Source organism: Allokutzneria multivorans (genome assembly GCF_039537405.1).
GTDB lineage: Bacteria > Actinomycetota > Actinomycetes > Mycobacteriales > Pseudonocardiaceae > Allokutzneria > Allokutzneria multivorans.
This window is the reverse complement of sequence record NZ_BAABAL010000018.1, coordinates 121,376-147,244: the sequence shown is the minus strand read 5'-3', so window position 1 is coordinate 147,244 and position 25,869 is coordinate 121,376. Positions and strand designations below refer to the sequence as shown.

Annotated in this window: 23 protein-coding genes and 1 pseudogene; 11 read left to right on the top strand and 13 right to left on the bottom strand. The window is 69.9% G+C overall.

Annotated elements, in window-relative coordinates; all coding sequences use genetic code 11:
* Positions 1-95 precede the first annotated feature (95 nt).
* Complete coding sequence (locus ABD798_RS24705) at positions 96-3,188, bottom strand: efflux RND transporter permease subunit (protein WP_344879144.1); 3,093 nt, start codon at positions 3,186-3,188, stop codon at positions 96-98.
* A gap of 184 nt (positions 3,189-3,372) precedes the next feature.
* Between ABD798_RS24705 and ABD798_RS24700 the strand changes: the two genes are divergently transcribed.
* From ABD798_RS24700 to ABD798_RS24685, 4 genes are all read left to right on the top strand, one after another.
* The gene (locus tag ABD798_RS24700; protein ID WP_344879141.1) at positions 3,373-4,539 is read left to right on the top strand and encodes a YwqG family protein; all 1,167 of its coding nucleotides are present in this window, start codon (positions 3,373-3,375) and stop codon (positions 4,537-4,539) included.
* Between the two features lie 98 nt (positions 4,540-4,637).
* On the top strand, positions 4,638-5,345 hold the full coding sequence (locus ABD798_RS24695) for a response regulator transcription factor (protein ID WP_344879138.1): 708 nt from the start codon (positions 4,638-4,640) through the stop codon (positions 5,343-5,345).
* Complete coding sequence (locus tag ABD798_RS24690; protein WP_344879135.1) at positions 5,342-6,814, top strand: sensor histidine kinase; 1,473 nt, start codon at positions 5,342-5,344, stop codon at positions 6,812-6,814. The genes ABD798_RS24695 and ABD798_RS24690 overlap by 4 nt, the downstream gene beginning before the upstream one ends.
* A gap of 37 nt (positions 6,815-6,851) precedes the next feature.
* Positions 6,852-8,066 (top strand): cytochrome P450, encoded by a 1,215-nt coding sequence (locus ABD798_RS24685; RefSeq protein ID WP_344879132.1) that lies wholly within the window; start codon positions 6,852-6,854, stop codon positions 8,064-8,066.
* Here the strand turns inward: ABD798_RS24685 and ABD798_RS24680 are convergent.
* Positions 8,054-8,653, bottom strand: coding sequence for a hypothetical protein (locus tag ABD798_RS24680; RefSeq protein ID WP_344879129.1), 600 nt, complete (start codon positions 8,651-8,653; stop codon positions 8,054-8,056). The two genes, ABD798_RS24685 and ABD798_RS24680, sit on opposite strands and share 13 nt — an antisense overlap.
* A 91-nt stretch (positions 8,654-8,744) precedes the next feature.
* On the opposite strand from ABD798_RS24680, the gene ABD798_RS24675 reads away from it, so the two are divergent.
* Positions 8,745-9,176 (top strand): hypothetical protein, encoded by a 432-nt coding sequence (locus ABD798_RS24675; RefSeq protein ID WP_344879126.1) that lies wholly within the window; start codon positions 8,745-8,747, stop codon positions 9,174-9,176.
* Between the two features lie 750 nt (positions 9,177-9,926).
* On the opposite strand, the pseudogene ABD798_RS24670 reads toward ABD798_RS24675, so the two are convergent.
* From ABD798_RS24670 to ABD798_RS24650, 5 genes and pseudogenes are all read right to left on the bottom strand, one after another.
* Positions 9,927-10,895 (bottom strand): annotated as a pseudogene (locus tag ABD798_RS24670) (ABC transporter ATP-binding protein); the annotation flags it as partial.
* A complete protein-coding gene (locus ABD798_RS24665; protein ID WP_344879124.1) occupies positions 10,895-11,902 on the bottom strand; it encodes an ABC transporter ATP-binding protein in 1,008 nt (335 codons plus the stop codon). The gene ABD798_RS24665 and the pseudogene ABD798_RS24670, both read right to left, overlap by 1 nt.
* A complete protein-coding gene (locus ABD798_RS24660; RefSeq protein WP_344879119.1) occupies positions 11,902-12,807 on the bottom strand; it encodes an ABC transporter permease in 906 nt (301 codons plus the stop codon). The genes ABD798_RS24665 and ABD798_RS24660 overlap by 1 nt, the downstream gene beginning before the upstream one ends.
* Positions 12,804-13,832 (bottom strand): ABC transporter permease, encoded by a 1,029-nt coding sequence (locus tag ABD798_RS24655; protein ID WP_425549261.1) that lies wholly within the window; start codon positions 13,830-13,832, stop codon positions 12,804-12,806. Before ABD798_RS24655 ends, ABD798_RS24660 begins: the two co-directional genes overlap by 4 nt.
* A 5-nt stretch (positions 13,833-13,837) precedes the next feature.
* Positions 13,838-15,649 (bottom strand): ABC transporter substrate-binding protein, encoded by a 1,812-nt coding sequence (locus ABD798_RS24650; protein ID WP_344879116.1) that lies wholly within the window; start codon positions 15,647-15,649, stop codon positions 13,838-13,840.
* Between the two features lie 102 nt (positions 15,650-15,751).
* Between ABD798_RS24650 and ABD798_RS24645 the strand changes: the two genes are divergently transcribed.
* Together ABD798_RS24645 and ABD798_RS24640 are read left to right on the top strand one after the other, a co-directional pair.
* Positions 15,752-16,582 (top strand): M55 family metallopeptidase, encoded by an 831-nt coding sequence (locus ABD798_RS24645; protein WP_344879113.1) that lies wholly within the window; start codon positions 15,752-15,754, stop codon positions 16,580-16,582.
* Positions 16,583-16,591: 9 nt separating this feature from the next.
* A complete protein-coding gene (locus tag ABD798_RS24640) occupies positions 16,592-17,419 on the top strand; it encodes an alpha/beta fold hydrolase (RefSeq protein WP_344879110.1) in 828 nt (275 codons plus the stop codon).
* 152 nt (positions 17,420-17,571) lie between these two features.
* On the opposite strand, the gene ABD798_RS24635 is transcribed toward ABD798_RS24640, so the two are convergent.
* Both ABD798_RS24635 and ABD798_RS24630 read right to left on the bottom strand, forming a co-directional pair.
* Positions 17,572-18,216, bottom strand: a complete 645-nt coding sequence (locus ABD798_RS24635; protein WP_344879107.1) for a class I SAM-dependent DNA methyltransferase — start codon at positions 18,214-18,216, stop codon at positions 17,572-17,574.
* Between the two features lie 10 nt (positions 18,217-18,226).
* Positions 18,227-18,730, bottom strand: a complete 504-nt coding sequence (locus ABD798_RS24630) for a GNAT family N-acetyltransferase (protein WP_344879104.1) — start codon at positions 18,728-18,730, stop codon at positions 18,227-18,229.
* 22 nt (positions 18,731-18,752) lie between these two features.
* On the opposite strand from ABD798_RS24630, the gene ABD798_RS24625 reads away from it, so the two are divergent.
* Positions 18,753-19,391 carry a VOC family protein gene (locus ABD798_RS24625; RefSeq protein ID WP_344879101.1) on the top strand — a complete coding sequence of 213 codons (639 nt, stop codon included), beginning with the start codon at positions 18,753-18,755 and terminating at the stop codon, positions 19,389-19,391.
* Here ABD798_RS24625 and ABD798_RS24620 read toward each other — a convergent pair.
* Positions 19,366-20,322: an AraC family transcriptional regulator gene (locus ABD798_RS24620; RefSeq protein WP_344879098.1), complete on the bottom strand. Its 957-nt coding sequence runs from the start codon at positions 20,320-20,322 to the stop codon at positions 19,366-19,368. The genes ABD798_RS24625 and ABD798_RS24620 overlap by 26 nt on opposite strands.
* A gap of 99 nt (positions 20,323-20,421) precedes the next feature.
* On the opposite strand from ABD798_RS24620, the gene ABD798_RS24615 reads away from it, so the two are divergent.
* The 3 genes from ABD798_RS24615 to ABD798_RS24605 are packed head-to-tail and all read left to right on the top strand — an operon-like array spanning position 20,422 to position 22,082.
* Entirely contained in the window at positions 20,422-21,327 is a 906-nt protein-coding gene (locus ABD798_RS24615; RefSeq protein ID WP_344879095.1) for an NmrA family NAD(P)-binding protein, read from the top strand.
* Positions 21,324-21,752, top strand: coding sequence for an anthrone oxygenase family protein (locus tag ABD798_RS24610; protein ID WP_344879092.1), 429 nt, complete (start codon positions 21,324-21,326; stop codon positions 21,750-21,752). Before ABD798_RS24615 ends, ABD798_RS24610 begins: the two co-directional genes overlap by 4 nt.
* A 45-nt stretch (positions 21,753-21,797) precedes the next feature.
* Complete coding sequence (locus tag ABD798_RS24605; RefSeq protein ID WP_344879089.1) at positions 21,798-22,082, top strand: hypothetical protein; 285 nt, start codon at positions 21,798-21,800, stop codon at positions 22,080-22,082.
* On the opposite strand, the gene ABD798_RS24600 is transcribed toward ABD798_RS24605, so the two are convergent.
* From ABD798_RS24600 to ABD798_RS24590, 3 genes are all read right to left on the bottom strand, one after another.
* Positions 22,040-22,966, bottom strand: coding sequence for a phosphotransferase family protein (locus ABD798_RS24600; RefSeq protein ID WP_344879086.1), 927 nt, complete (start codon positions 22,964-22,966; stop codon positions 22,040-22,042). The genes ABD798_RS24605 and ABD798_RS24600 overlap by 43 nt on opposite strands.
* Before the next feature lie 223 nt (positions 22,967-23,189).
* Positions 23,190-24,272 carry a winged helix DNA-binding domain-containing protein gene (locus ABD798_RS24595; protein WP_344880953.1) on the bottom strand — a complete coding sequence of 361 codons (1,083 nt, stop codon included), beginning with the start codon at positions 24,270-24,272 and terminating at the stop codon, positions 23,190-23,192.
* A 47-nt stretch (positions 24,273-24,319) separates the two neighbouring features.
* Positions 24,320-25,771 (bottom strand): amidase, encoded by a 1,452-nt coding sequence (locus tag ABD798_RS24590; protein ID WP_344879083.1) that lies wholly within the window; start codon positions 25,769-25,771, stop codon positions 24,320-24,322.
* Positions 25,772-25,869 lie beyond the last annotated feature (98 nt).

The window sequence follows — 25,869 nt, the reverse complement described above, 5'->3', positions numbered from 1 at the left end:
GCGCCGACGTTGTCAACCGGGTGGTTGTGCAAGTGACTTGAGCTGCACGTACAGCGGCCCCCACCCATTCCGGGCGGGGGCCGCTGTGCGCCGGATCAGACGCGGGCGTGCTTGGGCATCGGCGAGGCGAGCGGGTCGATCTCCTCGTGCCGGCGACCGGTCAGCCTGTCGACCACCGCGTAGAGCACGGGCACCACCACCAGCGTCAGCAGCGTCGAGCTGACCAGGCCGCCGATCACCACCACGGCCAGCGGCTGCGAGATGAACCCCCCGCCGCCGGTCAGCCCGAGCGCCATCGGCGTCAGCGCGCCGATCGTGGCCAGCGCGGTCATCAGGATCGGGCGCAGCCGGTGCCGCCCGCCCTCCACGATCGCCTCCGTGGCCCCCATGCCCTCGGCGCGGTAGTGGTTGATCAGGTCGATCAGCACGATCGCGTTGGTCACCACGATCCCGACCAGCATCAACAGGCCGATCAGCGCGGGAACGCCGAGCGGGGTGCCGGTGACCAGCAGCAGCCCGAGCGCGCCGGTCGCGGCGAAGGGCACCGAGACCAGCAGGATCAGCGGCTGCACCAGGCTGTGGAAGGTCGCCACCATCACCAGGAACACCAGCACGATCGCGGCGACCAGGGCCACGCCGAGGTCGGCGAAGGCGTCCTGCTGCTGCGAGGTCGCGCCGCCGATCTCGTAGGAGGCGCCCGCGGGCAGCTTGAGCGCCTGCAACCGCTTGGACAGCTCCGCGCTGGTGGCGCCGAGGTCGGAGCCGGTGGCCGCGGCGGTCACGGTGGCGCTGCGCGCGCCGTCGGTCCTGGTCAGCTGCGTCGGCCCGGTCGAGGTCCGCACCTCGGCGATGCTGTCCAGGCGCACCGGGCCTGCCAGGGTCGGCACCTGCATCGCCTTGAGGCTGTCCACGCTGGACGGGGTGCCGGAGCCGCGCAGCACGACCTCCTGCTCGGTGCCGTTGACCACGACCTTGCTCAGCGTGGTGCCGCGCAGTGCCTCGCCGACGACCTGGCCGACGGCGGCTTCGGTGAGCCCGGCGCGCGCGGCGGCCTGGCGGTCGACCTTCACGTCGACCAGCGGGGCGTCGGCGGTGAGGTTGCTCGCCACGTCCGTGGTGCCCGGGGTCTCGGCGACCGTGCGGCGGACGTCGTCGGTGGCCTTGGCCAGCGCGGCGTCGTCGGGGCCTTGGACGAGGACCTCCAGCTTGGAGCCGTCGAAGCCGCCGCCTGCGGCCTGGACGCTGACCTTGCCGACCTCCACCAACGCGGTGACGCGGTTGCGCAGGTCCCTCTCGATCGCGGCCTGGTCGGCTTCCACGTCGGTGGTGACCGAGAACGACGCGGTGGTCGCGCCGCCCGCCGGTCCGCCGAGCCCGGGGAAGCCGCCCCCGCCGCCGATGGTGGCCTGGTAGGACTGCACGCCCTTGACCTTGCCCAGCACGTTCTCGATCTTCTTCGCCGCGGCGTCGGTGGTGGCCAGGCTGGTGCCGACGGGCATCTCCTGCTTGATCGAGAGGGTGTTCTGGCCGTCGCCGCCGATGAAGTTGGTCTTGAGCTGCGGCACCAGGGCGAGCGTGCCGAGGAAGATGCCGAGCGCGACGAGCAGGACGGTGGCGCGGTGGGTGACCGACCACCTCAGCACCGGGACGTAGCTGCGCTGGAGGAAGCCGTTGCGCTCCTTCTCCTCGGCTTCCTCGCGGTCGGCGGTGGAGGGCTTGAGGAACCAGTACGCCAGCACCGGCACGATGGTCAGCGACACCACCAGTGAGGCCAGCAGCGCCACGGTGACGGTGAGGGCGAAGGGTGCGAAGAGCTGGCCGACCATGCCGCCGACCACGGCGATCGGCAGGAACACCGCGACCGTGGTGATCGTGGAGGAGGTCACCGCGCCCGCCACCTCGCGGACGGCGGTGGTGATCGCCACGCCCTTGGGTTCGCCGTAGCCGAGGTGCCGTTTGACGTTCTCCAGCACGACGATGGAGTCGTCGACCACTCGGCCCACCGCGATCGTGAGCGCGCCGAGGGTCAGCATGTTCAGCGAGTACTCCCCCAGCCACAGCGCGATCAGCGCGATGAGCACCGACAGCGGGATGGAGACGGCGGTGACCAGGGTGGAGCGCACGGAGAACAGGAAGACCAGGATCACCAGGACGGCGAAGACGAGGCCGAGCAGGCCTTCGGTGGTGAGGCCCTCGATGGAGCGCTCGACGAAGGGGGCCTGGTCGAAGACCACGGTCAGCGCGGCGCCCTGGCCGAGTGCGGTGCGCAGCTGCGGCAGCTTGTCGTTGACGGCGTGCGAGATCGCCACGGCGTTGCCGTCGGGGCCGGCGGTGACGCCGACGCCGAGGCTGGGGCGCCCGTTGGTCCTGGTCAGCGTGCTGGCTTCGGCGAGGCCCTGCTCGACGGTGGCGACGTCGCTGAGCTTGACGGGCGTGCCGGGGCGGGTGGTGGAGCTCAGCGGCAGGTTCTTGAGGTCCTCGACGGAGGAGAAGGCGCCGCCGACGGAGACCGAGGAGGACTTGCCGTCGTCGGTGAGGGTGCCGCCGGGGATGGCGATGCCGTTGGCCTTGAGCGCGTTGCTCACCGACAGCGAGCTCATCCCGGCGCGCAGCATCTTCGCGGTGTCCGGGGTGATGGTGATCTGCGGGTCGCGGGCGCCGGTCAGCGCGGCCTCGCGGACGCCCTCGATGCCCTGGAGCTCGGGCAGGACGTTCTGCCGCAGCGCCTTGGCCAGCGCTTGTTCGTCGGAGCCGCCGCTGGCGGCCAGTTGCACCACGGGCAGGTCGCTGGTGGTGCCCGCGACCACGCGCGGGGTGACGTTCTCCGGCAGCTGCGCGGAGATGCGGCTGATCGCGCGCTCGACCTCGCCGGTGATGGAGGAGACGGCGGTGCCGTAGTCGAAGGTGATCTGCACGGTCGCCGAGCCGGAGCGGGAGAACGCGGTCGTCTCGGTCACCCCCTGCACGGAGCGGACGGCGCGCTCGATCGGGACGGTCACCTGGGACTCCACGATCGCCGGGGCGGAGCCCGGGTAGGGCGCGACCACGGAGATCGTGGGCAGTTGCAGGTCGGGCAGCATCTGCTGCTTGAGCGCGGGCACGGCCCACGCGCCGAAGCCGGTGATCGCGATCGCGATCAGGGCGATGAGCCCGCGGTTGGCGAGGCTGAGCCGGGCCAGTGCTGACATCTCGGGATCGTCTCCTCGCGGCAGGGGTCTCTGGAGAACAGCTGAGCACCCCAGCCCGAAGGACAGCTCGAACGAACCTGGAAGTCCGCTGAAAAATCGTCGCGACCTGCGTCACGACCGCTATGACGGCCGGTATGACGGCCGCTGTGAGGGCACTGTCAGACCAGCCGGGCAGGATGCGCGCATGGGTTTCACCACGCCGGACAAGCCGGTCGACGTCGCAGCGCTGTTCCCTGAACTGGCAGAGCTGGCCCGCACTGCGGTTCGCCTGCATCCCCGTGAGGGCACGACGACCGCGCACGAGTCGTCGCTGGGCGGGCCGCTGCTGTGGCCCGCCGAGGAGCCGTGGCCGGTGTGCACGATCGACCACGACGACCCCCGCCCGTTGACCAGCGCGGAAGGGCGGGTGCTGGAGGTGCGCAAGAACGCGCTCCACGACGAGATGAACGCCCTCGTCGGAGTGGGAACCCAAGGCGACATGGCGCCCTTCTATCGCGAGCTCGACAAGGTGCAGGCGAGTATCCGGGAAGTGCGGCGCGTGGAGTTCGCCGACGATCCGGCCGCTTCGTTGCCGATGGTGGCGATCGCCCAGTTCTACGCGCGCGACATTCCGGAACTGCCTTTCCCCGAGGGCACCGACGTGTGCCAGGTGCTGTGGTGTCCGGTCGACCACGAGCCTCACTACGCGCCACGACCCCAGGTGTGGTGGCGGGACAGCTCGACGGTAAAGGCGCTGGCCACGGCACTGGAACCCGATGAGGACAGCGAGCCTGGTTGCCTTCCCCGGGCTTGCCGGATCGCGCCGGAACGGGTGGTGGAGTTCCCCGACAGCGACGAGTTGGCCTCAGCGGAACTGCGCGATCGGATCGCCGAATGGGAGCAGGGGCAGAAGTGGAGGTACGGCCCGCACTTGTCCGCCGCTCCCGGAACGAAGGTCGGCGGATGGGGTTATTGGATTCAGGACATCGCTCAGCCGGAATGCTCCGAGGGGCACCGGATGGATCTCCTGCTGACCGTGGCTTCCGCTGAGCACGGCGACGTCGGTGTGTGGATGGCGCAGGAGACGGCCGCGGAGCTGGAGTTCCAGCGGGAGGTGCGCTTCACCTTGACCAACGGCTCCACCGGCAACACCTGGATCGGGAAGGACGAGGAGTTCGACGCCGCCGGGTTCTCCCTGTTCGGCCACGGCGTGGCACCCGGGTCGGTGACGGTCTCGGAGGAACTCGTCCCCGTCACCAACAGCGCGCCCAGAGGAATGGACCTGATGCTCGGCGACGTCGGCAACCTCTACCTCTTCGTGTGCCCCACCTGCCCCGACCGGCCCACCGCCGTGGAGTTCCAGTGCTACTGAGCGCCGCGCTTTGAGGTGATATTCAGGATCCGGTCAGGCTGCTTGCAGGCTCGTGCGCCAAGCTTCGCCCACACGCGACACGGGAGGAGACCGGCGGGGTGAGCGCCCAGGAGAAGACGCGGCTGCTCGTCGTCGACGACGAGCCGACGATCACCGCGCTGCTGAGCACCAGCCTGCGCTTCGTCGGCTTCGACGTCCGCACCGCTGCCTCCGGTACCGAGGCGCTCGCGGTGGCCTCGGAGTTCCAGCCCGAACTGCTGGTGCTGGACGTGATGCTGCCCGACCTGGACGGCTTCGAGGTCACCCGGCTCCTCCGCTCGCGCGGGGTGCGGGCTCCGGTGATCTTCCTGACCGCCCGCGACACCACCGACGACAAGATCACCGGGCTGACCATCGGCGGCGACGACTACGTCACCAAGCCGTTCAGCCTGGAGGAGGTCGTCGCCCGCATCCGGGTGGTGCTGCGGCGGGTCGGCGGCGAGGACGAGGCCGACCCGCCGCGCCCGGTGCTGCGCTTCGCCGACCTGGAGCTGGACGAGGAGACCTGCGACGTGCGCAGGGCCGGGCGGATCGTGAAGCTCTCCCCCACCGAGTACAAGCTGCTGCACTACCTGCTGCTCAACGCGGGCAAGGTGGTCAACAAGGCGCAGATCCTGGACCACGTGTGGCGCTACGACTTCACCGGGGACGCGCGGATCGTGGAGTCCTACATCAGCCTGCTGCGCCGCAAGGTCGACATCGTCGAGCCGTCGCTGATCCACACCCTGCGCGGCTTCGGCTACAGCCTGAGGCTGCCGCAGACGTGAAGCTGCTCAACCGCACCACGACCCGGCTGCGCAGGCTCTCCCTGCGCGCGCGGCTGCTCATCGGCACCCTGGTGGTGTCCGGGTTCGGGCTGCTCATCGCGGCGGCCGCGGCGGCGAGCCTGCTCGGCACCTACCTCACCGCGCGCATCGACGAACAGCTCAAGGTCGTGCACGAGGCGCTCACCCACCTCGAAGAGACCAACGACCCTTTCAACCCGCCGCCCAACGCCGTGCGCGTCGAGGGCATCCCGCACGAGTACGTGATCGAGTACCGCAGGCCCGACGGGTCGCTGGGCAGGCGTTTCGCCGCCGACGAGCGCCCGCGCACGCTGCCCGAGCTGCCGTCGCTGGACCTGGAGTCCGCGCGGGCGCGCGGCGGGCAGTCCTTCGACGTCCAAGCGCTCGGCGGAGAACGGCACCAGGGCTACCGCGTCAGCGTTCGCGTGATGGCCGGTGACCGGGGCGTCGCGGTCGTCGCCTTCGACACCACCAGCCGCGCCGAGACCCAGGGCAGCCTCGCGCTGATCGAGCTCGGCGTGGCGATCGTGGTGCTGATCGTGCTCACCACGCTCGGCATCGCCGCCGTGCGCGTCGGGCTGAAACCCCTGGAAGACGTCGAGGGGACGGCGGAGTCGATCATCGCGCGCGGCGACCTCTCCCGACGTGTCCCCGTGCGCAGCGGGCCGGGCACGGAGATCGGGCGCCTGGCGATGACGCTGAACACGATGCTCACCCAGATCGACGGGGCCTTCCAGCAGCGCGCGGAGTCCGAAGCCCGGTTGCGGCGCTTCGTTGCCGACGCCTCCCACGAGCTGCGCACGCCGCTGGCCGGGATCAGGGGGCTGGCGGAGCTGCACCGGCAGGGCGCGGTCACGCCGGAGGAGGTGACGCACCTGCTCAGCCGGGTGGAGGCGGAGTCGCGGCGGATGAGCGTGCTCGTGGACGACCTGCTGCTGCTGGCGCGCCTGGACGAGGAGCGGCCGGCGGACCGCCAGCCCGTGGACCTCATCCCGGTCGCGGCCGAGGCCGTCGAGTCGGTGCGCGCGCTGGACCCCGAACGCCCGGTCAGCCTGGTGATCCTGCCCGAGGACTCCGGCGACGACGTCGCACCGCCGCTGGTGCTGGGTGATGAGCAGCGGCTGCACCAGGTCGCGGCGAACCTGCTGGGCAACGCCTTCGCGCACACCCCGCCCGGCACACCGGTGACGGTGCGCGCCGGGGTGTCGCCGGACGGGGCGCACGGGCTGCTGGAGGTCATCGACCACGGCCCCGGCCTCACCGCTGACCAGGTCGAACACGCCTTCGAACGCTTCTACCGGGGTGATCCCTCGCGCACCCGCAGCACCGGCGGCTCCGGGCTGGGCCTGTCGATCGTGGCCGCGATCGTGGACACCCACGACGGCACCGTCGAGCACGTGCCCACCCCGGGCGGCGGCGCGACGTTCCGGGTGCTGCTCCCCCTGCTCTAGGGTGTCGGCACCCCCTGGTCGAAGGGTGGTGGGGTCGGTGATCAGCTGGCCGCTGCTCGGCCACCTGCCCGCCATGGCGCGCGGGCCCTTCGCGTTCCTGGCTTCGCTGAGCCGGCGCGGCGACCTCGTGCGCGTCGACGTCGGCACCCTGCCCGTGTACGCGCTGACCAGCCCGGAGCTGATCCACCGGGTCCTGGTCACCGACGCGCGCGACTACACCAAGGGCAGGCTCTTCGACCGCGTCCGGCCGCTGCTGGGCTCCGGCCTGGTCACCGCCGACCGCGAAACCCACCAACGCCAGCGGCGGCTGGTGCAGCCCGCCTTCCACCGCGCTCGCATGCCCGGCTACGCCGAGGTCGTGCGCCGCCGGGCCCACGCCCTCGTCGAGTCCTGGCAGGCCGGGCAGACCGTCGCGGTGGACAAGGCCATGCACGAGCTGACCCTCGGCGCGATCACCGAGACGATGTTCTCCGCCGAGCCCACCGAAGCCGCCATCGCCGAGATCCACCGCTCCCTGCCGGTGATCTCCCGCAACACCGCGATCCGGGCGCTCGCCCCAAAAGCGCTCGACCGCGTGCCCATCCGCGCGCACCGCGACTTCGACACCGCGTCGCGGCGGCTGCGGGCAGTGCTGGAGGAGATCATCAGCCACTACCACGCCCGGGGCATCGACCGGGGCGATCTGCTGTCGCTGCTGCTCTCGACGCCGATGAGCGACGCCCAGGTCCGCGACGAGCTGATCACCATCCTGCTCGCCGGGACCGAGACCTCAGCCGCCGCGCTGAGCTGGGCCTTCCACCACCTCGGCCAGCACCCGGAGATCGCCGCGCGCGTCCGGGAGGAGCCACCCTGCGCCGAGCGCGTGCTGGATGAAGTGCTGCGCCTGCACTCAGTACCGCTGGTGATGCGACGCGCCCTGGTGCCGGTGCAGTTGGCTGGACGAGAGTTGCCTGCGGGAACGGAACTGGTGATCAGTCCCTACGCGCTGCACCGCGACCCACGGTGGTATCCCGAGCCGCAGCGCTTCGATCCCGACCGCGCGCCGCCTCCGGCCGGGGCCTTCCTGCCGTTCGGTGAAGGCGCGCGCAAGTGCATCGGTGACACCTTCGCCCGCACGGAGATGACGATCGTGCTCACCACCGTCCTGCGACGGTGGCGCCTGGACCCCGTGCCCGGTCATCGCGTGCGCGAGGTCTTCGCCGGGGTCCCGCACCCGCGTTCGCTGCCGATGATCGTGGCTCAGCCCCGGTAGCAACGCGCCGCGGCGGTGATGCGCGGGTACTCGCGGACGATCGCGTTGCGCAACGTCACGTCGTTGTCGATCACCACGATGGTGCCCATCTCGCCGTTGAGCTTGACCAGCCGATCGGTCGGTTCCGCCGACGGCAGCCGCTTGCCCACGCTGTGCGAGCCCAGGATCGCGCGCAGCACGCCGTTGCCCGCGTCCACGCCCGTCACGTACAGCAGGAACGTCAGTCCGGGGCCTTCTTCGACCTGCGGCACCGGGTTCGGGTTGCCCGGCTCGGCGGTGATGAGCGTGATCTCCGGGTTGAACACGAACGGTTCCGTGCCGAAGAACGCCTCCGCGACCGTGCGCATCCACGGCTGGCCGAAGGCCCACTTCAAGGTCACGCCCTCGGCGCCGTCGTCGTCCTGGCGCAGCACCACGCGGTCGCCGTGCTCGTGCGTCAGGTTTCTGGCCTCCCGGAACAGCGGCCGCCTGTCGTTGCCGTTGACCTGCTCGACCAGCACCGCCACGCCGTACTTCGACACCTGCTCCACGACCTCGGCCGGATCGGTCTCGTACAGCTCGTACGGGAGGAAGGTGTCGTCGTACACGGCTGCTCCTGTTCTCCGGAAACGTCGGCGGATTCGACCACGGCGCGCTGCCCGGATGGCGGAGCCGCGCCAGGCACGAGATGGTGAAGCGATGACTACCCAGGTACCCAAAGCACCCGTGTGGTCGGAAGTGGCGCTGGTCGGAGCCGGTGCGCTCATCACGTGGTGGGCCGTCGGCGACCAGTCCGCGCAGGTGCCACCGGACACACGGCTGGACTACTACTACCAACTGCCCGCCTACCACCCCGCCGTCGACGTCGCGCTGGGCGTCGCTGGTGTCATCGTCGGCGTGGCGGTGTTCGTGCGCGCGAAGGGACTGTGGCGGTTGCCCTTCGCCGGAGCACTGCTGCTCGGCGCCGCGCTCGGCCTCTTCGGCCGCGTGCTCACCGCCGGAGGAATCGGCGCCAACATCGGCGCGGGCATGGTCTTCATGATCGGCCTGCCGCTCACCGCGCTGTGCCTCATCGGCCTGCTCACCGGCAGCAAACTCCACACGGCCCGCCAGCGGCGTGAAAGTAATTGACGAACGATCGCCGATCAATGTCAAAGTTTCACGCAGAACTGAACCTCTTCGCTCCGTGACAGTGACGCCGTTACTTTCGGGCGCCGTACCGGAGAATTGAGGAGAACACGATGAGGAAGTCCCTGTTCGCTGCGGCCGCCGTGCCCGTCGCCGTAGCTCTGGCCACCATGGGGACTGGAGTCGCCACCGCTGACACCAGCGCTGGGACGCGCGCCGCGGTCCAGCAGATGGCGAGCTGCGACTCGATCTCAGTCCTCAGTGACAGGGCCCACGGTACGTGTTACGGCATCGCATTCCGCGTGGGTGTCCGATGCGAATCGACTCGCGGCAACTGGCAGAACTTCTTCAGCCTCTGGACACTGCAGGGCCACCAAGCGACTGCCACCTGCCCTGCCACGTGGAAGGCCGTCAGCGCCGAATACGATCTGCCCGACTAAGAGCTGTCCTGCATGTCGTCAGGTTTGCAGGTCTTCAAGACCACCCAACCCCCGCCCCAGCCGTCTTCAACGACAGCAAACCCCGCAACACCGCAGGGTTTACGGCGGTTAACGATGATCAACAGAGGGGTTTGCGGGTCTTGAAGACACCCCAACCCCCAGCGACACCGTGACCGGAACACACAGCGCAACCACTTACAGGACAGGCGCTAAGAGCGAAGCGTCGACTCCCGAGCAAACCCCCGCGCTGAGGCGGGGGTTTGCTGTCGTTGGCGACCGTGCGGGCGGGGGTGCGGTGGTCTTGAAGACCGTCTTACCCGGTGGTGGCCCGGGCGGTTGCGACGTGGCAGGCGACCTGGGTCTGCTCGCCGCTGGTGAGGATCGGGACGTCCTGCGTGCGGCAGCGGCGCTCCATCTCCTCCGGCAGCCCGGCCGCCACCACCTGGCAGCGCGGGTGGAAACGGCAGCCGCCGGGGATGCGCGTCGGGTCCGGCGGCTCACCGGAGAGCACGATCGGCTCCTCCGTTTCCGAGAGCACCGACAGCAACGCCTGCGTGTACGGGTGCTTGGGCGCGGTCAGGACCTCCTCGACCGGGCCGACCTCCACGAGCCTGCCCAGGTACATCACCGCGACCCGGTCGGCGATGTTCCACGCCAGCCCCAGATCGTGGGTGACCACCAGCGCCGCGAGGCCCAGGTCCTGCCGCAACTTCAGCAGCAGAGCCAAGATCTCCCCGCGCACTGAGGCGTCCAGTGACGCGACCGGCTCGTCGGCGATGAGCAACTTCGGCTGCAACGCCAACGCGCCCGCGATCACCACGCGCTGCCGCTGCCCGCCGGAGAGCTCGTGCGGGAACGCCAGGAAGTACCGCTCCGGCGGCCGCAGCCCTGCCCTCGACAAGGCATCGGCGACCAGTTCGCGCTCATCACCGGGCACCTTGTGGATGCGCAGCCCCTCGGCCACCGCCTCGTAGACGCTGTGCCGGGGGTTGAGCGCGCCCGTGGGGTCCTGCAACACCAGCTGCGCCTGCCTGCGGTAGGCCTTGAGGCCCTTCGAGGTGGTCGGCAGCGGCTCGCCCTCGAACCGGATCGAGCCCTGCGCGGGCTGGACCAGGCCCAGCAGCGAGCGCGCGAGCGAGGTCTTGCCGCAGCCGGACTCACCGACCAGCGCCACGATCTCGCCCTTGCGCACCGTCAGCTCGACACCGTCCACCGCGCGCGCGGTCGCACCGCCGCGCGCCTTGAACCGCACCGACAGGTCCTCGGCCCTGATCAGCTCGCTCATACCGGCTCCCCCGCAGTCTCCGTGACGTTCTCAGGGACGCGCACGCACGCCGCCTGGTGCTCCGGATCTGCTTGGCGCAGAAGCACATCCGTGCTCTCACACTCCACAGTGGACACAGGGCAGCGCGGGTGGAACGGGCACCCGCCCGGCAGGTTCGTCGGATCGGGTGGATCGCCCGGCAAGCCCTGCGGAGCCATCCGCGACGCCGGATCGCCGACCGTCGGGAACGCCGCCGCCAGCGCCTTGCTGTAGGGGTGCGCGGGCTGGTGCATCACCTGGGCGCTCGGCCCCAGCTCCACCATCCGGCCCGCGTACATCACCGCCAGCCGCTGACAGGTCTGGGCCAGCACCGACAGGTCGTGGCTGATCATCATCAACCCGATCCCGGACTCGCTGACCAGCTCGCCCAGCAGCTTCAGCACCTGCGCCTGCACCATCACGTCCAGCGCGGTGGTCGGCTCGTCGGCGATCACCAGGCGCGGCCCGCAGGCCAGCGCCATCGCGATCATCACGCGCTGCTTCTGCCCACCGGAGAGCTCGTGCGGGTAGGCCTTCGCGTGCCGCCGGGGCAGCCCGACGCGCTCCAGCAGCTCACCGACCGCGCGCTGCACGTCGGCGGGCGAGTTGGACTTCGCACCCGCCCCGCCGTGCAGCGTGATCGGCTCCGCGAGCTGGTCACCGATGCGCAGCACCGGGTTGAGCGCGTGCATCGCGCCCTGGAACACCACCGACGCGCCCGCCCAGCGGACGGCGCGCAGCCGCCCGAAGGACATCGTGCGCACGTCCTCGCCGTCCAGCAGCACCTCGCCGCCGATCACCGCCGTCTTCGGCAGCAACCGCAGCACGGACATGGCCAGCGTCGACTTCCCGCAGCCGGACTCGCCCGCCATGCCGAGCGTCTGCCCGGCCTCCAGGGTGAGGTTGACCCCGCGCACGGCGGGCACCAGGCCACGGCGCGAGCGGTAGTCGATGGTCAGGTCGCGCAGTTCCAGCAGTGCCGACATCAGCGCTCCCCTCGCAGCCTCGGGTTGAGCACGGTCTCCAGAGCCCTTCCGCACAGGGTGAAGGCGAGCACCACGGCCACAATGCCCAGGCCGGGCGGCAGCAGGTACCACCACGCGCCGGTGGTCACCGCGCCGTTGCTCGCCGCCGACTTCAGCATCGATCCCCACGTGACCTGCGTCGGATCGCCCAGGCCGAGGAAGGACAGCGTGGACTCGGCGATGATCGCGCTGGCCACCGCGAGCGTGGTGTTCGCGAAGACCAGCGGCAGCACCGAGGGCAGCACGTGCTTGGTGATCACGTGCGTGTGCCCGCCGCCCAACGCCCGCGCCCGCTCGATGTACGGGCGCGCCTCCACCGACAGGGTCTGCGCCCGCACCAGGCGCGCCGTGCTCGGCCACGAGGTCAACCCGATCGCCAGGATGATCGTGAACAGCCCCCGGTCCAGGACCGTGGACAGCGCGATCGCCAGCACCAGCGACGGCAGCACCAGAAAGAAGTCGGTGAAGCGCATCAGGATCGCCGACACCCAGCCGCCGAAGTGCGCCGACAGCACACCGATCACCGTGCCGATGACCACCGACAGCAGCGCAGCCGACAGGCCGACGGTGAGCGAGACGCGCGCGCCCCACCACGTCAGCAGCAGCACCGAACGGCCGTTCTCGTCGGTACCCAGCAGGTAGTCCCCGCTCGGCGCGCCCAGAGAGGGGCCGTTGACCTTGGTGACGTCGAGCTGGGCGGAGTCGGTCAGCACCGGGGCCAGGATCGCCAGCGCCGCGATCACCCCGAGCGCGATCAGCCCGGCCAGGCCGCTGCGCTGCACGCGGAACTGCTTCCACGCCCGCGAGGCGGCCTCCTTGCGCCGCGCCCACGCGAGCTGGCTCGGAGTCTGCTGCTTCTCGCTCATACGGCACGCACCCTGGGGTCGAACACCCGGTAGAGCAGGTCGGCGACCACGTTCATCGCCACCACGCTCCCGGCGAGGACGGTGAACACGCCCTGCAACAGCGGCAGGTCGGGGTAGCTCAACGCCTCGTAGAGCAGCAGGCCCAGCCCCGGCCAGGAGAACACCGTCTCCACCGTGATCGCGCCCTGCACCACGAGCCCGAGGTGCAGGAACACCAGGGTGATCGCGGGCAGCATCGCGTTCGGCACGGCGTGCCTGCGGCGCACCATGTCCTCGCGCATGCCCTTGGCGCGGGCGGTGTTGAGGTAGTCCGCGCCCATCTCCTCCAGCAGCGAGGAGCGCATCACCAGCTGGTACTGCGCGTAGACCACCGCGACGAAGGTGATGCACGGCAGCACCAGGTGGTGGGCGGTGTCCAGCAGCTGCGGCAGGAACTCCTTCGGCGTGCTCGGGTCGACCATGCCGCCGGAGGGGAACAGGTTGCCGGTCAGCATCAGCAGCAGCAGACCCAGCCAGAACGTCGGCACCGACCACAGGGTCAGCGCGAGGCTGGTGGTGGTGCGGTCGAAGCGGCTGCCGTGCTCCCACGCGCCGCGGATGCCGATCCACATGCCGAGGATGACCGCGAGGATCGTGCCCGTCCCGACCAGCAGCAGGGTCGGGCCGACGCGCTCCAGGATCATCTCGCCGACCGGGCGGCTGTAGGCGTAGGAGGTGCCGAAGTCGCCGGTCAGCAGCCCGCCGACGTAGTCGAGGAACTGCTTCCACAGCGGGTCGTCGAGGCCGAAGCGGATGCGCAGCTCGGCGATCGCCTCAGGGGTGGTGGGACGGCCTCGGGTCATGGTCAGGACGGGATCACCCGGCAGCACGCGGAAGAGCAGGAAACCCAGCCCCGCCACGAAGGCGACGCTGATGACCGCGCCGCCGAGCTTGCCGAGGACGAAGCGGAGGGTGCCAGACGAGGACCGCCGGCCAGTGCTGGCCGGCGGCTCCGTCTGCTCACCCGGGGTGAGCAGGTCAGTCACGAGACTTACTCCCGGTCGTCCGAGGACACCTTGCGGCGCTTGGAGATCACGACGATGGCGATACCGCCGAGCACGATCACGGCGATCACGACACCGATCAGCACGCCGGTGTTGGAGCCGCCGCCGGAGCCCGAGGAGCCGACGGGCTGCGCGCCGTAGTAGCCCCACACGCCGTTCTGCTCGCGGATCACGCCGTTGCCCTCGGGCTGCTTGGTGAACCCGGAGAACTTGTCGGAGCGGTAGGCCTCCAGCGCGTTCTCGTAGTAGAGCACCAGCGACGGCCGGACCTCGTTGTAGCGGGCCTGCGCCTGCTTGACCAGCTCGGCGCGCTTGGCCGGGTCGAACTCGGCCAGCTGCTTGGCGTAGAGCTCGTCGTAGGTCTTGTCGCACATGTAGGCGGCGGTGGTGCCGCCCTTGCCGTCGGCGCCGGGGCGCTGCGAGCAGGTGCTCAGCGACAGGATGTAGTCCGGGTCGGGGTTGGTGCCCCAGCCGGAGAACGCCAGGTCGTAGTTGCCGGTGTTGGTCTGCTCGTTCATCTGGTTGCCGGAGATCGTGGTGAAGTCCACGGCGATGCCGATGTCGAGCATCCACTGCTTGATGAACTCGCCCGAGGTCACGTCGTTCGGGCGGTCGTTGCGCGCGTACAGGCGCAGCTTCAGCGGCTTGCCGTCGGTGCTGATCCGCACGCCGTCCGCGCCCTTGCGCATGCCCAGCTCGTCCAGCGCCTTGTTCGCCGCTGCCGGGTCGAAGGTGTTGACCTCCGCGCCCTTGGGCTCCCAGTGGAAGTCGGAGAACACCGGCGGGATGATGCCCTTGCCCTGCTCGCCGAAGCCCTTGAGCACGCGCTCGACCAGCGCCTTGGTGTCGATGCCCTGGCTGATCGCCTTGCGCACTCGCACGTCCTTGAGCGCGGCGTTGCCGTCACCGATGGCCACGTTGTCGCGGGTGGCCGCGCCCGGGTTGATCAGCAGCTCGCTGAAGCGGCGGCCCGGCGCCTTGTTCAGCGTGATGTTCGCGTCCGAGCCCAGCGCCTGGTACTGCGTCGGGGTCAGCCGGTTGATCAGGTCGACCTCGCCCTTGCGCAGGGCCTGCACCGCGGCGTCGCTGTTCTTGAAGTACAGGAACTGGAGCTCGTCGATCTTCGGGGCGCCGCGCCAGTAGTCCTTGTTGGCCTTGAGCCGGATGAACTGGTCCGGCTTGTGCTCGGTCAGGATGAAGGGCCCGGAACCGACGACCGGCATCTGGTCGTTGGCGAACTTGCCGATGTCGGAGACCTTGGACCACAGGTGCTCGGGAACGATCGGCACGTCCAGGGAGAGCATGGTCGCCTGCGGGGACTTGGTCTCGATGACCAGCGTCCGCTCGTCCTTGGCGGTGACCGACTTGAACGTGCTGACGAAGCTGCCGTTGGCGGTGGCGGCCGCGTCGTTGGTCACCATCAGGTTGTAGGTGAACGCGACGTCCTTGGCCGTGATCGGCGTGCCGTCGGTCCACTTCGCCCCTGAGCGAATGGTGTAGGTCCAGGTGAGCTTGTCCGGGGAGGACTCCCACTTCTCAGCCAGACCCGGCGCGGGCGAGTTGTCCTTCGCCGCGTTGGCGTTGAGGAAGTCGTACATCAACCGGCCGAGCTCGGTCGAGGACTGGAACACCGCGAGGAACGGGTTCAGCGAATCGATGTTCTGCAGCAGTCCCACCCGCAGCACCGGCCCAGGCTGTTGTTGCTGCTGGGCGTGCGCGGGGACGGCGACGGGAGCCGCCAGTAAACCGCCGCACACCAAGGCGCTGAGAAAACCTGCCAACCGGCGACCTGCCGACATTGTTCACCTCACCCTTCTCGCTGGGTGCGAGAAAATAACCACTTACGCGATGTGGAAGTCAACGAGTACCTAAAACGGCGGCCAAGACGTAACGTGGGCGCCGTGCGGATCTTGATCTCAGCGGACATGGAGGGCGTCACCGGGGTCACCTTCGGTGGCGACGTTGCGCCAGGCAGCCCCGGATGGCAACGCTTCCGCCCCGTGTTCACCGGAGACGTCAACGCCTGCGTCGAGGGACTCTACGCGGGCGGTGCGGCAGAGGTGATCGTGAACGAGGCGCACAGCTCGCAGCGCAACCTGCTGATCGAGGAACTGGACGTGCGCGCCCGCATGCTCACCGGCCGGCACAAGCCGCTGTCGATGATGCAGGGCGTGGACTCCGGAGTGGACGGAGTGGTGTTCCTGGGCTACCACGCCGCCGCCGGGCAGGAGGGCGTCCTCGCGCACACCTACTTGGAGAACAGCGTCACCGCCGTGCACCTCGACGGCGTCCTCGCCAGCGAGGGCAGGCTCAACGCCGCGCTCGCCGCCGAGCACGGCGTCCCGGTGCTGATGATCACCGGCGACGACCGCTGCTGCGTCGACGCCGCCGACTACGTCCCCGACGCCGAGCACGTCGCGGTCAAGGAGTGCGTCAGCCGCTACGCCGCGATCTGCCTGCCCCCGGCGCGCGCGTGGGAGCTGATCCGCGACGGCGCCGAGAAGTCCATGGCCCGCGCCGGGCGTGTCGCGGTCGAGGCCCCCGCTCCGCACCGCATCGAGGTCTCCTTCGACGCCTCCCACCTCGCCGCCGCCGCTGCCGTGATCCCGACGGTGGAGCAGATCGACGTGCTGCGCGTCGGCTTTGACGCACCGAACATGACCGAGGCGATGAAGTGCTTCAAGATCGTCTGCGCGATCGCCTCCGGCGCCAAGGAGCCCGACTGGGGTTAGCGTCGGGGCATGACGCAGACCTTCGGCGACGTTCGGTGGCGCACGCTCGGTGACGCCGGGAAGCCGCCCGTCGTGCTGTGCCACGGCACCCCGTTCTCCTCCTACGTGTGGCGTGCGGTGGCTCGGTCCCTCGCGCGCCACTACGAGGTGTTCCTGTGGGACATGCCCGGCTACGGAGCTTCCGCCCAGTACGACGGCCAGGACGTTTCCCTCGCCGCGCAGGGCCAGGTGTTCGCGTCGCTGCTCGACCACTGGGGCCTGGAGTCGCCCTTGGTGGTGGCGCACGACTTCGGCGGAGCGGTGTCGTTGCGCGCGCACCTGCTGCACGGCGCCCGCTACCGAGCCCTCGCGCTCGTCGACCCGGTCGCGCTCGCGCCGTGGGGCTCGCCGTTCTTCCGCCTCGTCGGCCAGCACGCCCCCGTCTTCGAGCAGCTGCCGCCCGCGCTGCACCGCGCCCTCGTGCGCGAGTACGTCAGTTCAGCCAGCGCCAAGGGCCTGCACCCCGACGTCCTCGACCAGCTCGTCGCGCCGTGGCTCGGCGAGGCAGGCCAAGGCGCGTTCTACCGGCAGATCGCCCAGTCCGACCAGCGCTTCACCGACGAGGTCCAGCCCCGCTACCCGGAGATCGACATCCCCGTGCTCATCTGCTGGGGCGAGGAGGACACGTGGATCCCGATCGCCAAGGGCCGCGAGCTGGCCGAGCTCATCCCCGGCGCCCGCTTCGAACTCATCGCGGACGCCGGGCACCTCGTGCAGGAGGACGCCCCCGCCGAACTCACCACCGCGCTGCTGGACTTCCTGGCCGCCAACAGGTTTCGAGTGCCTGGCGGGGGTTGAGGTGTCTTCAAGACCAGCAAACCCCTCTGTTGATCATCGTTAACCGCCGCAAACCCTGCTGCCTTGCAGGGGTTTGCTGTCGTTGGAGACGGCTGGTGCGGGGGTTGGGTGGTCTTGAAGACCGGCGAACCTGACGACTTGCAGGACAGGGCCTAGACGGCGCGGGCGGTGAGGTAGGCCTGCGAGGTCTTCTCGTCCGGGTTGGGGCCGCGTTCGGTGCGCGTGTACACCTCGAAACCGGCCGCGCCCAGCAACTCCGCGACGTGTGCGGCCTCGCGGCGGTAGAAGTCCAGCGACAGCGCGTGGCCGAAGCCCTCGTCGTAGTGCTGGACGTGGTCGCCGGACTGGAAGGCGAGCACGAGCCAGCCGCCCGGCTCCAGAACGCGGCGGAAGCCGGAGAGCACGCCGGGCAGCTCAGCGTCCGGGATGTGGATCGTGGAGTACCACGCGCACACCCCGCCCAGAGAACCCTCCGGCAGCTCCAACGCGGTCATCGAGCCTTCCTCGAAGCGCACGCCCGGCCGCATCCCCCGCGCGAGCGCCACCATCTCCGAGGACAGGTCGATGCCGAAGATGTTGAGCCCCAACGACTTCAAGTACTCCGTGACGTGGCCCGGGCCGGAACCGACATCGACGGCGTCGACGTTGCCGGTGCGGCGCACCAGTTCCGCGAAGACCGCGAGCACGGCACGGTCGATCGGCATGTCGTCGATGCCGGACTTGAAGTGCTCGGTGTAGGAAGCGGCCATGGCGTTGTAGGAAACCCGCGTGTCGCGCAGGAAATCAGGCTCGGTCACGGCGAGCACCCTAGTCGGCGACGAAGCCCAGGCGCCGGTTCATCTTGATGGCCGAAACGTTGAGCGGGTGGTGGAAGGTCCGCAGCCACCGGAAGCCCGACTCGCGCACGTAGCGGATCGCCAACAGCTTGAGCGCCAACGACAATCCACGTCCGCGCTCCGGCGCGAGCACACCGGTCATCTCCGTGAAGGCCGTGTCCTTGGCCGGGTGCAACGAGGTCAGCGTCATCCCCACCCACGCGCCGTCGCGCACCGCCAGCACGATGCCGTCCATGGTCACGCCAGGGGCTTCGATGCGGCGAGCCACGTACTCCTCGTAGCTGAAGAACTCGCCACGCTCGGGGATGTCGGCCGAGCACGTCTTGTTCAGCTCGTAGAGCGCGCGGCGCTGCTCAGGCGTGTCGCGCATCGTGGTGAACTCGATGCCGGAAGCGCGCGCCTTCTCCCAGTACGGCACGAACTCCGCGTCCTCGAAAGCGTCGACGTCCAGCCGAAGTCGCACCCAGTCCACCATGATCGCAGCGTAGCCTGACGCGATGAACGCCAACCGCTTGAGCAGGGCTCACATCTCCGCGGCGGTGGCCGGCACGCGGTGGCGGTTCGTGCTCGGTTCACTGCGCGCCTCGGTCGCCGTGACCTCGCTGACCGAAGCCGCCGAGGTCGCGAAGCGCCTGTCCCCCACCGGTGACGGCCTCGCGCTGGACCTGCGCCGCGAGCGTGTCGCGCTGACCCTCCAGACCGACGGCTGGGTCACCGCCGCCGACATCGAGCAGGCCAAGCACATCGCCACGCTCGTCGACCTGGGCGCGCCGGGCCGCTCCGAACAGGTCGTGGAACTCGCCATCGACGCCATGGACATCGCCCGCGTGAGGCCGTTCTGGCGCGCGATCCTCGCCTACACCGACGAGCCCGGCGCGGGCCCCGAAGACGGCGTCGTCGACCCGCTCGGCCAGGGACCGTCGGTGTGGTTCCAGCAGATGAGCGAGCCCCGCCCGCAGCGCAACCGCATCCACTTCGACATCGCCGTCCCGCACGACGAAGCCGCGGCACGCATGGCGGCGGCGAAGAACGCCGGCGGCACGCTGATCCACGACGGCGAAGCGCCCGCGTTCTGGGTGCTCGCCGACCCCGAAGGCAACGAAGCCTGCATCACCACGTGGCAAGGGCGGGACTGACGCGCTTCACCGAACCCGGCGACACCCCGACGATCCGCTTGAAAGCCCGGCTGAACGCCGCCTCCGACTGGTAGCCCAGTCGCCCGGCGAGCGCGGCGACCGAAGCGCCTTCGGTGCGCAGCACGTCCAGCGCCACGAGCATCCGCCACCGCGTCACGTACTGCATCGCCGGTTCTCCGACCAGGTCGGTGAACCGCGCCGCGAACGCCGAACGCGACATCGCCAGCTCCGAGGCGAGCGAGGCCACCGTCCACTCGCGCTCCGGCTCGCGGTGGACCATCGTCAGCGCGCGCCCGATCTGGGAGTCCCGCAACGCCCCCAACCAGCCCGTGCGCGCCGACGGATCGTTCTCCAACCAGGACCGGACCCCTTGCACCACAAGGATGTCCGAGAGCCGCGTGATCACCGCTTCTCCGCCGGGGCGCAGCGTCGCCGCCTCCGCCGCGATCAACCGGAGCGTGCTCTGCATCCACTCCGCCTGCGGCGCGCCCGCGGGCTCGACGTGGATGATCTTCGGCAGCAGGTCCACCAGGTAGCGGGCCGTCGGGTGGTCGAAGCGCACCGCCCCGCACACCAGGACCGTCTCCGCGCCGCCCCCGCCGTACTGCAAGATCGCATAGCGGTCGCTGACGTAGTTGTGCGCGATCCCCTCGATCGCGGGCACCGCAGCGCCGGGCGTGCCGCGCAGCACGTGGCCCCGGCCGTGCGGGACCAGCACGAGGTCGCCGGGAAGCAGCGTGCGCGGCTCGGCCCCCTCGACCTCCAGGACGCAGCGGCCCGCCGTCACGACGTGGAACCACAGGCAGTCCGTCACCGGCGGCAGCGTGACGCCCCACGGCGCGGTGAACTCGGAGCGGCAGTAGAAGACCCCGGTCATCCGCAGCGCGTGCAGCGCCTCGGCGAGCGGGTCGAACTCGGCGTCGAGCTTCATGCCACCAGTGTGCACAGTCCAGTCAAGCTGGACGATCGAGCATGAAACAGCGACACATGGTCATAGATAATCCACATCGAGGCCTGCAAGCTGGATGACATGCAGAACAACGAGCTCATCACCGTCATGGGAGCCACCGGCAACACCGGCTCCGAGATCACCAAGCGCCTGCTCGCCGCCGGACATCGCGTCCGCGCGCTGGGCCGCTCCCGGGCCAAGCTCGCCGAGCTCGCGGTCGCCGGGGCCGAGACCGTCGCGGGAGAGGCCACCGACCCCGGCTTCCTCACCGAGGCCTTCCGCGGCTCCGCCGCCGTCTACACGCTGCTGCCCGTCGACGTGACCTGGCAGGACTACCACGCCGAGGTCGGAGTCATCGGCTCCGCCGTCGTCAAGGCCGTGCGCGCCGCCGGCGTCCGGCACGTCGTCGCGCTCAGCTCCCTCGGCGCGGAACTGCCGTCCGGAACCGGTTTCCTGAGCAGCCTCCACGACCAGGAGCAGCGGTGGGCCGCCCTGCCCGGCGCCAACGTCCTGCTGCTGCGACCGGGCATGTTCTTCGAGAGCTTCCACCCCGCGCTGGGCATGATCGAGGCCGAGGGCGTCTACGGGGACTCCGTCGCCCCGGACGTCAGCATCCCGATGATCGCCGCACGCGACATCTCCGAGGTCGCGGCCCGTGCGCTTGCCGCGCGGGACTGGAGCGGGATCGTCGTCCGCGAGCTGCTCGGACAGCGCGACCTGACCTACCGCGAGGTCACCTCCGTGCTCGGCGCCGCGCTGGGCCGCACAGAACTGCCATACGTGCAGTTCGGTTACGAGGCTATGACGCAGGCTCTGACCGAGATCGGGTTCTCGCAGAATGTCGCCAGCCAGCACGTGGCGATGACGAAGGCGTTCAACGAGGGCCGGGTCGTCTCGCTCGGCGGCAGGACAGCCGAGAGCAGCACTCCGACGACGTTCGAGGACTTCGCCGGGGAGCTGGTCGAGACCTCCCGGAGGGCAACGTGATCACCACCCTGCAGATCCTGGTCATCCTCACCGGCGGACTGCTCGGAGGCGTGTACTTCGCGTTCTCCACCAGCGTCATGCCCGGCCTGCGCAGGCTCCCCGCGGCACAGGGGATGGCGTTGATGCGCGAGATCAACGCCGCGATCCTCAACCCCGCCTTCTTCCTGGTGTTCTTCGGAGCGCCGGTCGGCAGCATCGCGCTGGCGATCCTCGCGCCCACGCCGTGGGTGATCGCCGCCGCGGTACTGCACGTCGGGCCGAGCCTGCTGCTGACCATGTTCGTCAACGTGCCGCTGAACAACGCCATCGACGCGGCCGAGCCCGGCGACGAGCAGGTCTGGAACCACTACCTGCCCAACTGGACGCGGTGGAACACCCTGCGCGCGCTCGCGTGCGCGGCGGCCACCGTCTGCCTCATGGTGTGAGTTCCTGGGACACCGACGCGCGGCTCTCGACACTACTTTGGACTCATGATCCACGAGATCCGCTTTCCCGGTGCGCCCGACGACACCGACGCGGTCGCGCGGCTGCTGTGCCCGGTCGAGGAGCACGACGGGCCGTGCGACGTGCCGTGGAGCCTGGCCGCCTACGACGGCGAGGTCGTGCTCGGCATCCACGCGGAGCAGCGCAAGGCCGAGGAGGTCGCTGACCGGGTGCGAGCGTTCGTCGGCGACGCTCGGCCGGTCACCCTCGCCGAGGGCGATCCCGAGTACTACGCGGAACTGGTCGAGCAGGCCAGGATCGAGTCCAGGTAGTCCTCCAGGCGCTCGGCGAGCACGGCGGGAGTCAGGTCCTCGCGCCCGACCTCCCGCCACGGCACCGCGACCTTCTCCGCGTCCGGGGCGAAGGCCAACGCGTCCAGCAACCGCCAGTACCGATGATCTTCCTCGGCTCTCAGCACGCCTCCGGCGGCGCGGTACTCCTCGGCGACACGCATCCCGGCAGGCACCCCGTGCAGCAGCGCGATCGCCGTGGAGCACTGCGCCACGTCCAGGTCGGCCGGTCCCCACGAGGTCTCCACCCAGTCCACGACTCCGGAGATCGTCAAGTCAGCGCCCGCTCCGGTGAAGAGCACGTTGCCGGGGTGGAAGTCGCGGTGCAGGAAGCATGCTTCGAACGCGGGCGGCTCGCGCCGGATCAGCTCCACCGCGCGCCGCCACAACTCCGGGCGCGTGGTGTTCTCCGGCACTCGGACGCGGTCCGGCCCAGTCCACGCTTGATAAGCACGCGGTCGCGACGGCACAGAGAGCCGGTGAATCGCGAGCAGCTGCCGAACGAGGAGCGGGATCTTGCGATCGACATCGTCCTCGTCGAGCCGAATCTGCCCTGGTAGCAACGACATCAGCAACGACGGGTGCTCGCAGTGCTCGGCGGCCGCATCGACGGCGAGCAGGCGCGCTGCCGGAATCCCAGTGCCCGCGAGCAAACGCAGCACGTCGGCTTCGCGAGTGAGCAGCCCGAGCGCGTGCTGGACGTAGAACTCCTTCACGAAAGACCGCAGCACCACCGAGTACGGGCCCGCCCGGCCGTCGATCTCCAGGCGCGACATGCGCGAGGTCCAGCCACCGCGCAGCACCGTGGTCGAGCGGATGCGATCCCCAGGCGGAAGGCTCCGCTCAACCCACAGGCGCGTGTCCACGAGCGGCAGCCTAGGCCCTCTCTTGCAGGTCACCAGGTTCGCCGGTCTTCAAGACCACCCAACCCCCACCACAACCGTCTCCAACGACAGCAAACCCCGCAAGACCGCAGAGTTTGCGGCGGTTAACGATGATCAACAGAGAGGTTTGGTGGTCTTGAAGACCGCCCAACCCCCGCTGGCACCGTGACCGGGATGCGCGGCGCAACCACTTACAGGACAGGCGCTAGCCAGCGATGCGCGCGCTGTTGCTCGCCTTGTCCGACAGGAACGACGCGGTTTCGCGGCCCTCTTCGACCACGTCCGTGCGCTCCGCGCGGGTGAGGTCGCGCAGCGGGAAGACGATCACCTCGTCCTCGTCGACGGTCCACGTCGCCGACACCCGCCCGTCGACCAGCACGACGCGCTCACCCGCGATCGACAGGTTGCGGTGCTCGTCATCGACGATGCGCGTGCGGTCGTCGTAGCCCAGCAGTGCGTTGTCGAAGGCCGGGAGGAACCGCACCGGAGCGGGGGTGTCCTCGTCGGGGCGCGGCGCGTCGGGCAGGTCCAGCAGCTCGCGGCCACGCTCGTCGCGGAAACTGATCAGCTCGTCCCGAACCGCCTTCACCGCGCCGGGCAACCCGGCCACACCGCTCCAAGCCCGCAGGTCAGCCGTGGTGGCGGGCCCGTACGCGGCGAGGTAGCGGCGCACCAGCTCCGCTCCGACCGGATCGGTGCCCTCGGGGGCGAGTGCGTCGACCTCACGGCCCAGCCAGGAGTCGAGCGGGGTGTTGCGCACTCCGCCCTTCGTCCGCCACAACCCTCGCGGCGGCATCTGCGCCGTCGGGATGAGCGCCGCGACCAGCATCTCTCCGAGCGCACGCACACCCGCCTCCGGCCAACGCTCCTCCACAGCCCGTGCGAGGTCGCTCATCGAACGCCCCTCCCCGTCGGCCAGCACCGCGCGCCCGGCCGCCGCGAGCTCGGCGAGATCAACTCCGTCGAGCTCGCGGCGGTAGACCCCGAGCACCTTCTGCTTCAGCATCGCGTCGTGGCGCGAGCGCCAGGCCAGCACGTCCGCCGAGGTCACCAGGTGCACGGTGCGACGCATGAGGTGCGTGCGCACGACCTGCCGCCCGGTCAGCAACTCATCCAGCGCCGCCGGGTCGAAGTCGCGCAGCCGGGACCACAGACCGATGAACGGCTCCTGCGGCTCCTGCGCTTGCAGGCCCCCGAGGTGGGACACCGCGTCGAGCACCGGCACGTCGGCGCGGTCCAGGAGCAGCTGTCGGGCGAGCGATGCGCGGTTCAGCGCGCGGCTGGTCATCACGGTCACAAAAGCACTCTGACACCCATTGCGGTCAGATGCTGTCCTTAATTGGGCGCGTGGAAGCCACCGATCTTCTGCTCCAGCAGTTCGGCCAACCGCAGCGGGGTGCGGTCCTCGAACATCGGGCCGATGAGCTGCACGCCCACCGGCAGCCCCTCGGGCGTCAGGCCCGTGGGGATGGCGGTGGCGGGCAGGCCCGGCATGGTCGCCACACCGGCCCAGACGAGCTGGTCGAAGTACGGGTACTCCACGCCGTCGATGTCGATCCGGCGCCCGAACACGTCGTCGTTGTGGTCGTGCGGGAACGCGGGAGTCGGCGTGATCGGGCAGAGCACAACGTCGAACTCGGCGAAGAGCTGCCGCCAGCCTTGGCGGTGCAGTTCGCGACAGCTGTTCGCCGTGATCCAGTCACGGTGACTGGTTCCCATGGCGCGGAGCCGCGCCGCGTCAAGACTCTGGTCGTCCGCGCTCAGTCCGGCGGCGACGCTCCGCAGCTCTTCGTAGGCTTCGGCGGGATATCCGGCGGCGGCGCCCGCGAAGTGCAACTGCGTGTAGACCGCCGCGGCTTCGGTCAGGTCTGGCACCAGCGAACTGTGCCGTTCGATGCGGGCACCGCCATCAGCAAGCACGTCGGCCACCCGGTTCACTCCCGCCCGCACAGCGGCTCCGGTCGGGATGAGCGGATGCTCGTCGAGCACCAGGACCCGGAAGTCGCTGAGCCGCTCGTGGCGCGCGGGCGGCAGCGTCACCTTGTGCGCCACCCCGAACGTCAACGGGTCCGGCCCGGCCATCACGTCGAGCAGCAGCGTGAGGTCACGGGCGGTACGCGCCATCGGGCCGACAACGGCGAGATCGAGCTCGACCGGCAAGGCCGGCGCCGACGGACGGACCATGCCGCGACTGGCCGCCAGCCCGAGCGTCGGCTTGTGGGCGTACACGCCGCAGAAGTGCGCGGGAGTGCGCAGCGAACCGGCGATGTCGGAGCCGATGGACAGCGCGCCGAATCCAGCAGCCAGGGCCGCCGACGAGCCGCCGGAGGATCCGCCCGCCGTGCGAGCGTGATCCCACGGGTTGTTGGTGGTTCCGTAGACCTCGTTGAAGCTCTGAATGTCTTGCAGCCCCAGAGGCACGTTGGTCTTGCCGAGCACCACCGCTCCGGCGGCCTTGATCCGCGACACCTGCACCGCGTCCTCGGCTGGCACGAAGTCCCGGTGTTCCGGCGCGCCCCAGGTCGTGGGCAGGCCAGCCATGTTGTAGGACTCCTTGACCGTCACCGGGATGCCCAGCAGCGGGCGGTCCTCACCACGAGCCCGTGCCTGGTCGGCCTCGCGCGCGGCGTCCCGGGCGCGGTCGAAGTCCGGCACGCAGATCGCGTTGATCGTCTTGTCGTCCCGCTCGATCCGAGCGATTGCCTCTTCGGTCAATTCGATCGAAGTCACCTCGCCAGCGCGCATAGCAGCTGCGAGGTCTTCTGCCGAAACAAAGCTCCACTCCATGAATACGAACGTACGGACCCCTCGGAGTAGCCATAAAATGCTACTTGACGCAACGGGAAGTGCCTTCGTTCTGCCATCGAGGACGCTCCGAGCCAGGT

Excerpts from the sequence above, each read along its gene's own strand:
- ABD798_RS24705 (WP_344879144.1), bottom strand. The coding sequence starts at position 3,188 with ATGTCAGCACTGGCCCGGCTCAGCCTCGCCAACCGCGGGCTCATCGCC.
- ABD798_RS24700 (WP_344879141.1), top strand. The coding sequence starts at position 3,373 with ATGGGTTTCACCACGCCGGACAAGCCGGTCGACGTCGCAGCGCTGTTC.
- ABD798_RS24675 (WP_344879126.1), top strand. The coding sequence starts at position 8,745 with ATGACTACCCAGGTACCCAAAGCACCCGTGTGGTCGGAAGTGGCGCTG.
- ABD798_RS24665 (WP_344879124.1), bottom strand. The coding sequence starts at position 11,902 with ATGTCGGCACTGCTGGAACTGCGCGACCTGACCATCGACTACCGCTCG.
- ABD798_RS24660 (WP_344879119.1), bottom strand. The coding sequence starts at position 12,807 with ATGAGCGAGAAGCAGCAGACTCCGAGCCAGCTCGCGTGGGCGCGGCGC.
- ABD798_RS24650 (WP_344879116.1), bottom strand. The coding sequence starts at position 15,649 with ATGTCGGCAGGTCGCCGGTTGGCAGGTTTTCTCAGCGCCTTGGTGTGC.
- ABD798_RS24640 (WP_344879110.1), top strand. The coding sequence starts at position 16,592 with ATGACGCAGACCTTCGGCGACGTTCGGTGGCGCACGCTCGGTGACGCC.
- ABD798_RS24630 (WP_344879104.1), bottom strand. The coding sequence starts at position 18,730 with ATGGTGGACTGGGTGCGACTTCGGCTGGACGTCGACGCTTTCGAGGAC.
- ABD798_RS24625 (WP_344879101.1), top strand. The coding sequence starts at position 18,753 with ATGAACGCCAACCGCTTGAGCAGGGCTCACATCTCCGCGGCGGTGGCC.
- ABD798_RS24620 (WP_344879098.1), bottom strand. The coding sequence starts at position 20,322 with ATGAAGCTCGACGCCGAGTTCGACCCGCTCGCCGAGGCGCTGCACGCG.
- ABD798_RS24615 (WP_344879095.1), top strand. The coding sequence starts at position 20,422 with ATGCAGAACAACGAGCTCATCACCGTCATGGGAGCCACCGGCAACACC.
- ABD798_RS24605 (WP_344879089.1), top strand. The coding sequence starts at position 21,798 with ATGATCCACGAGATCCGCTTTCCCGGTGCGCCCGACGACACCGACGCG.
- ABD798_RS24595 (WP_344880953.1), bottom strand. The coding sequence starts at position 24,272 with ATGACCAGCCGCGCGCTGAACCGCGCATCGCTCGCCCGACAGCTGCTC.
- ABD798_RS24590 (WP_344879083.1), bottom strand. The coding sequence starts at position 25,771 with ATGGAGTGGAGCTTTGTTTCGGCAGAAGACCTCGCAGCTGCTATGCGC.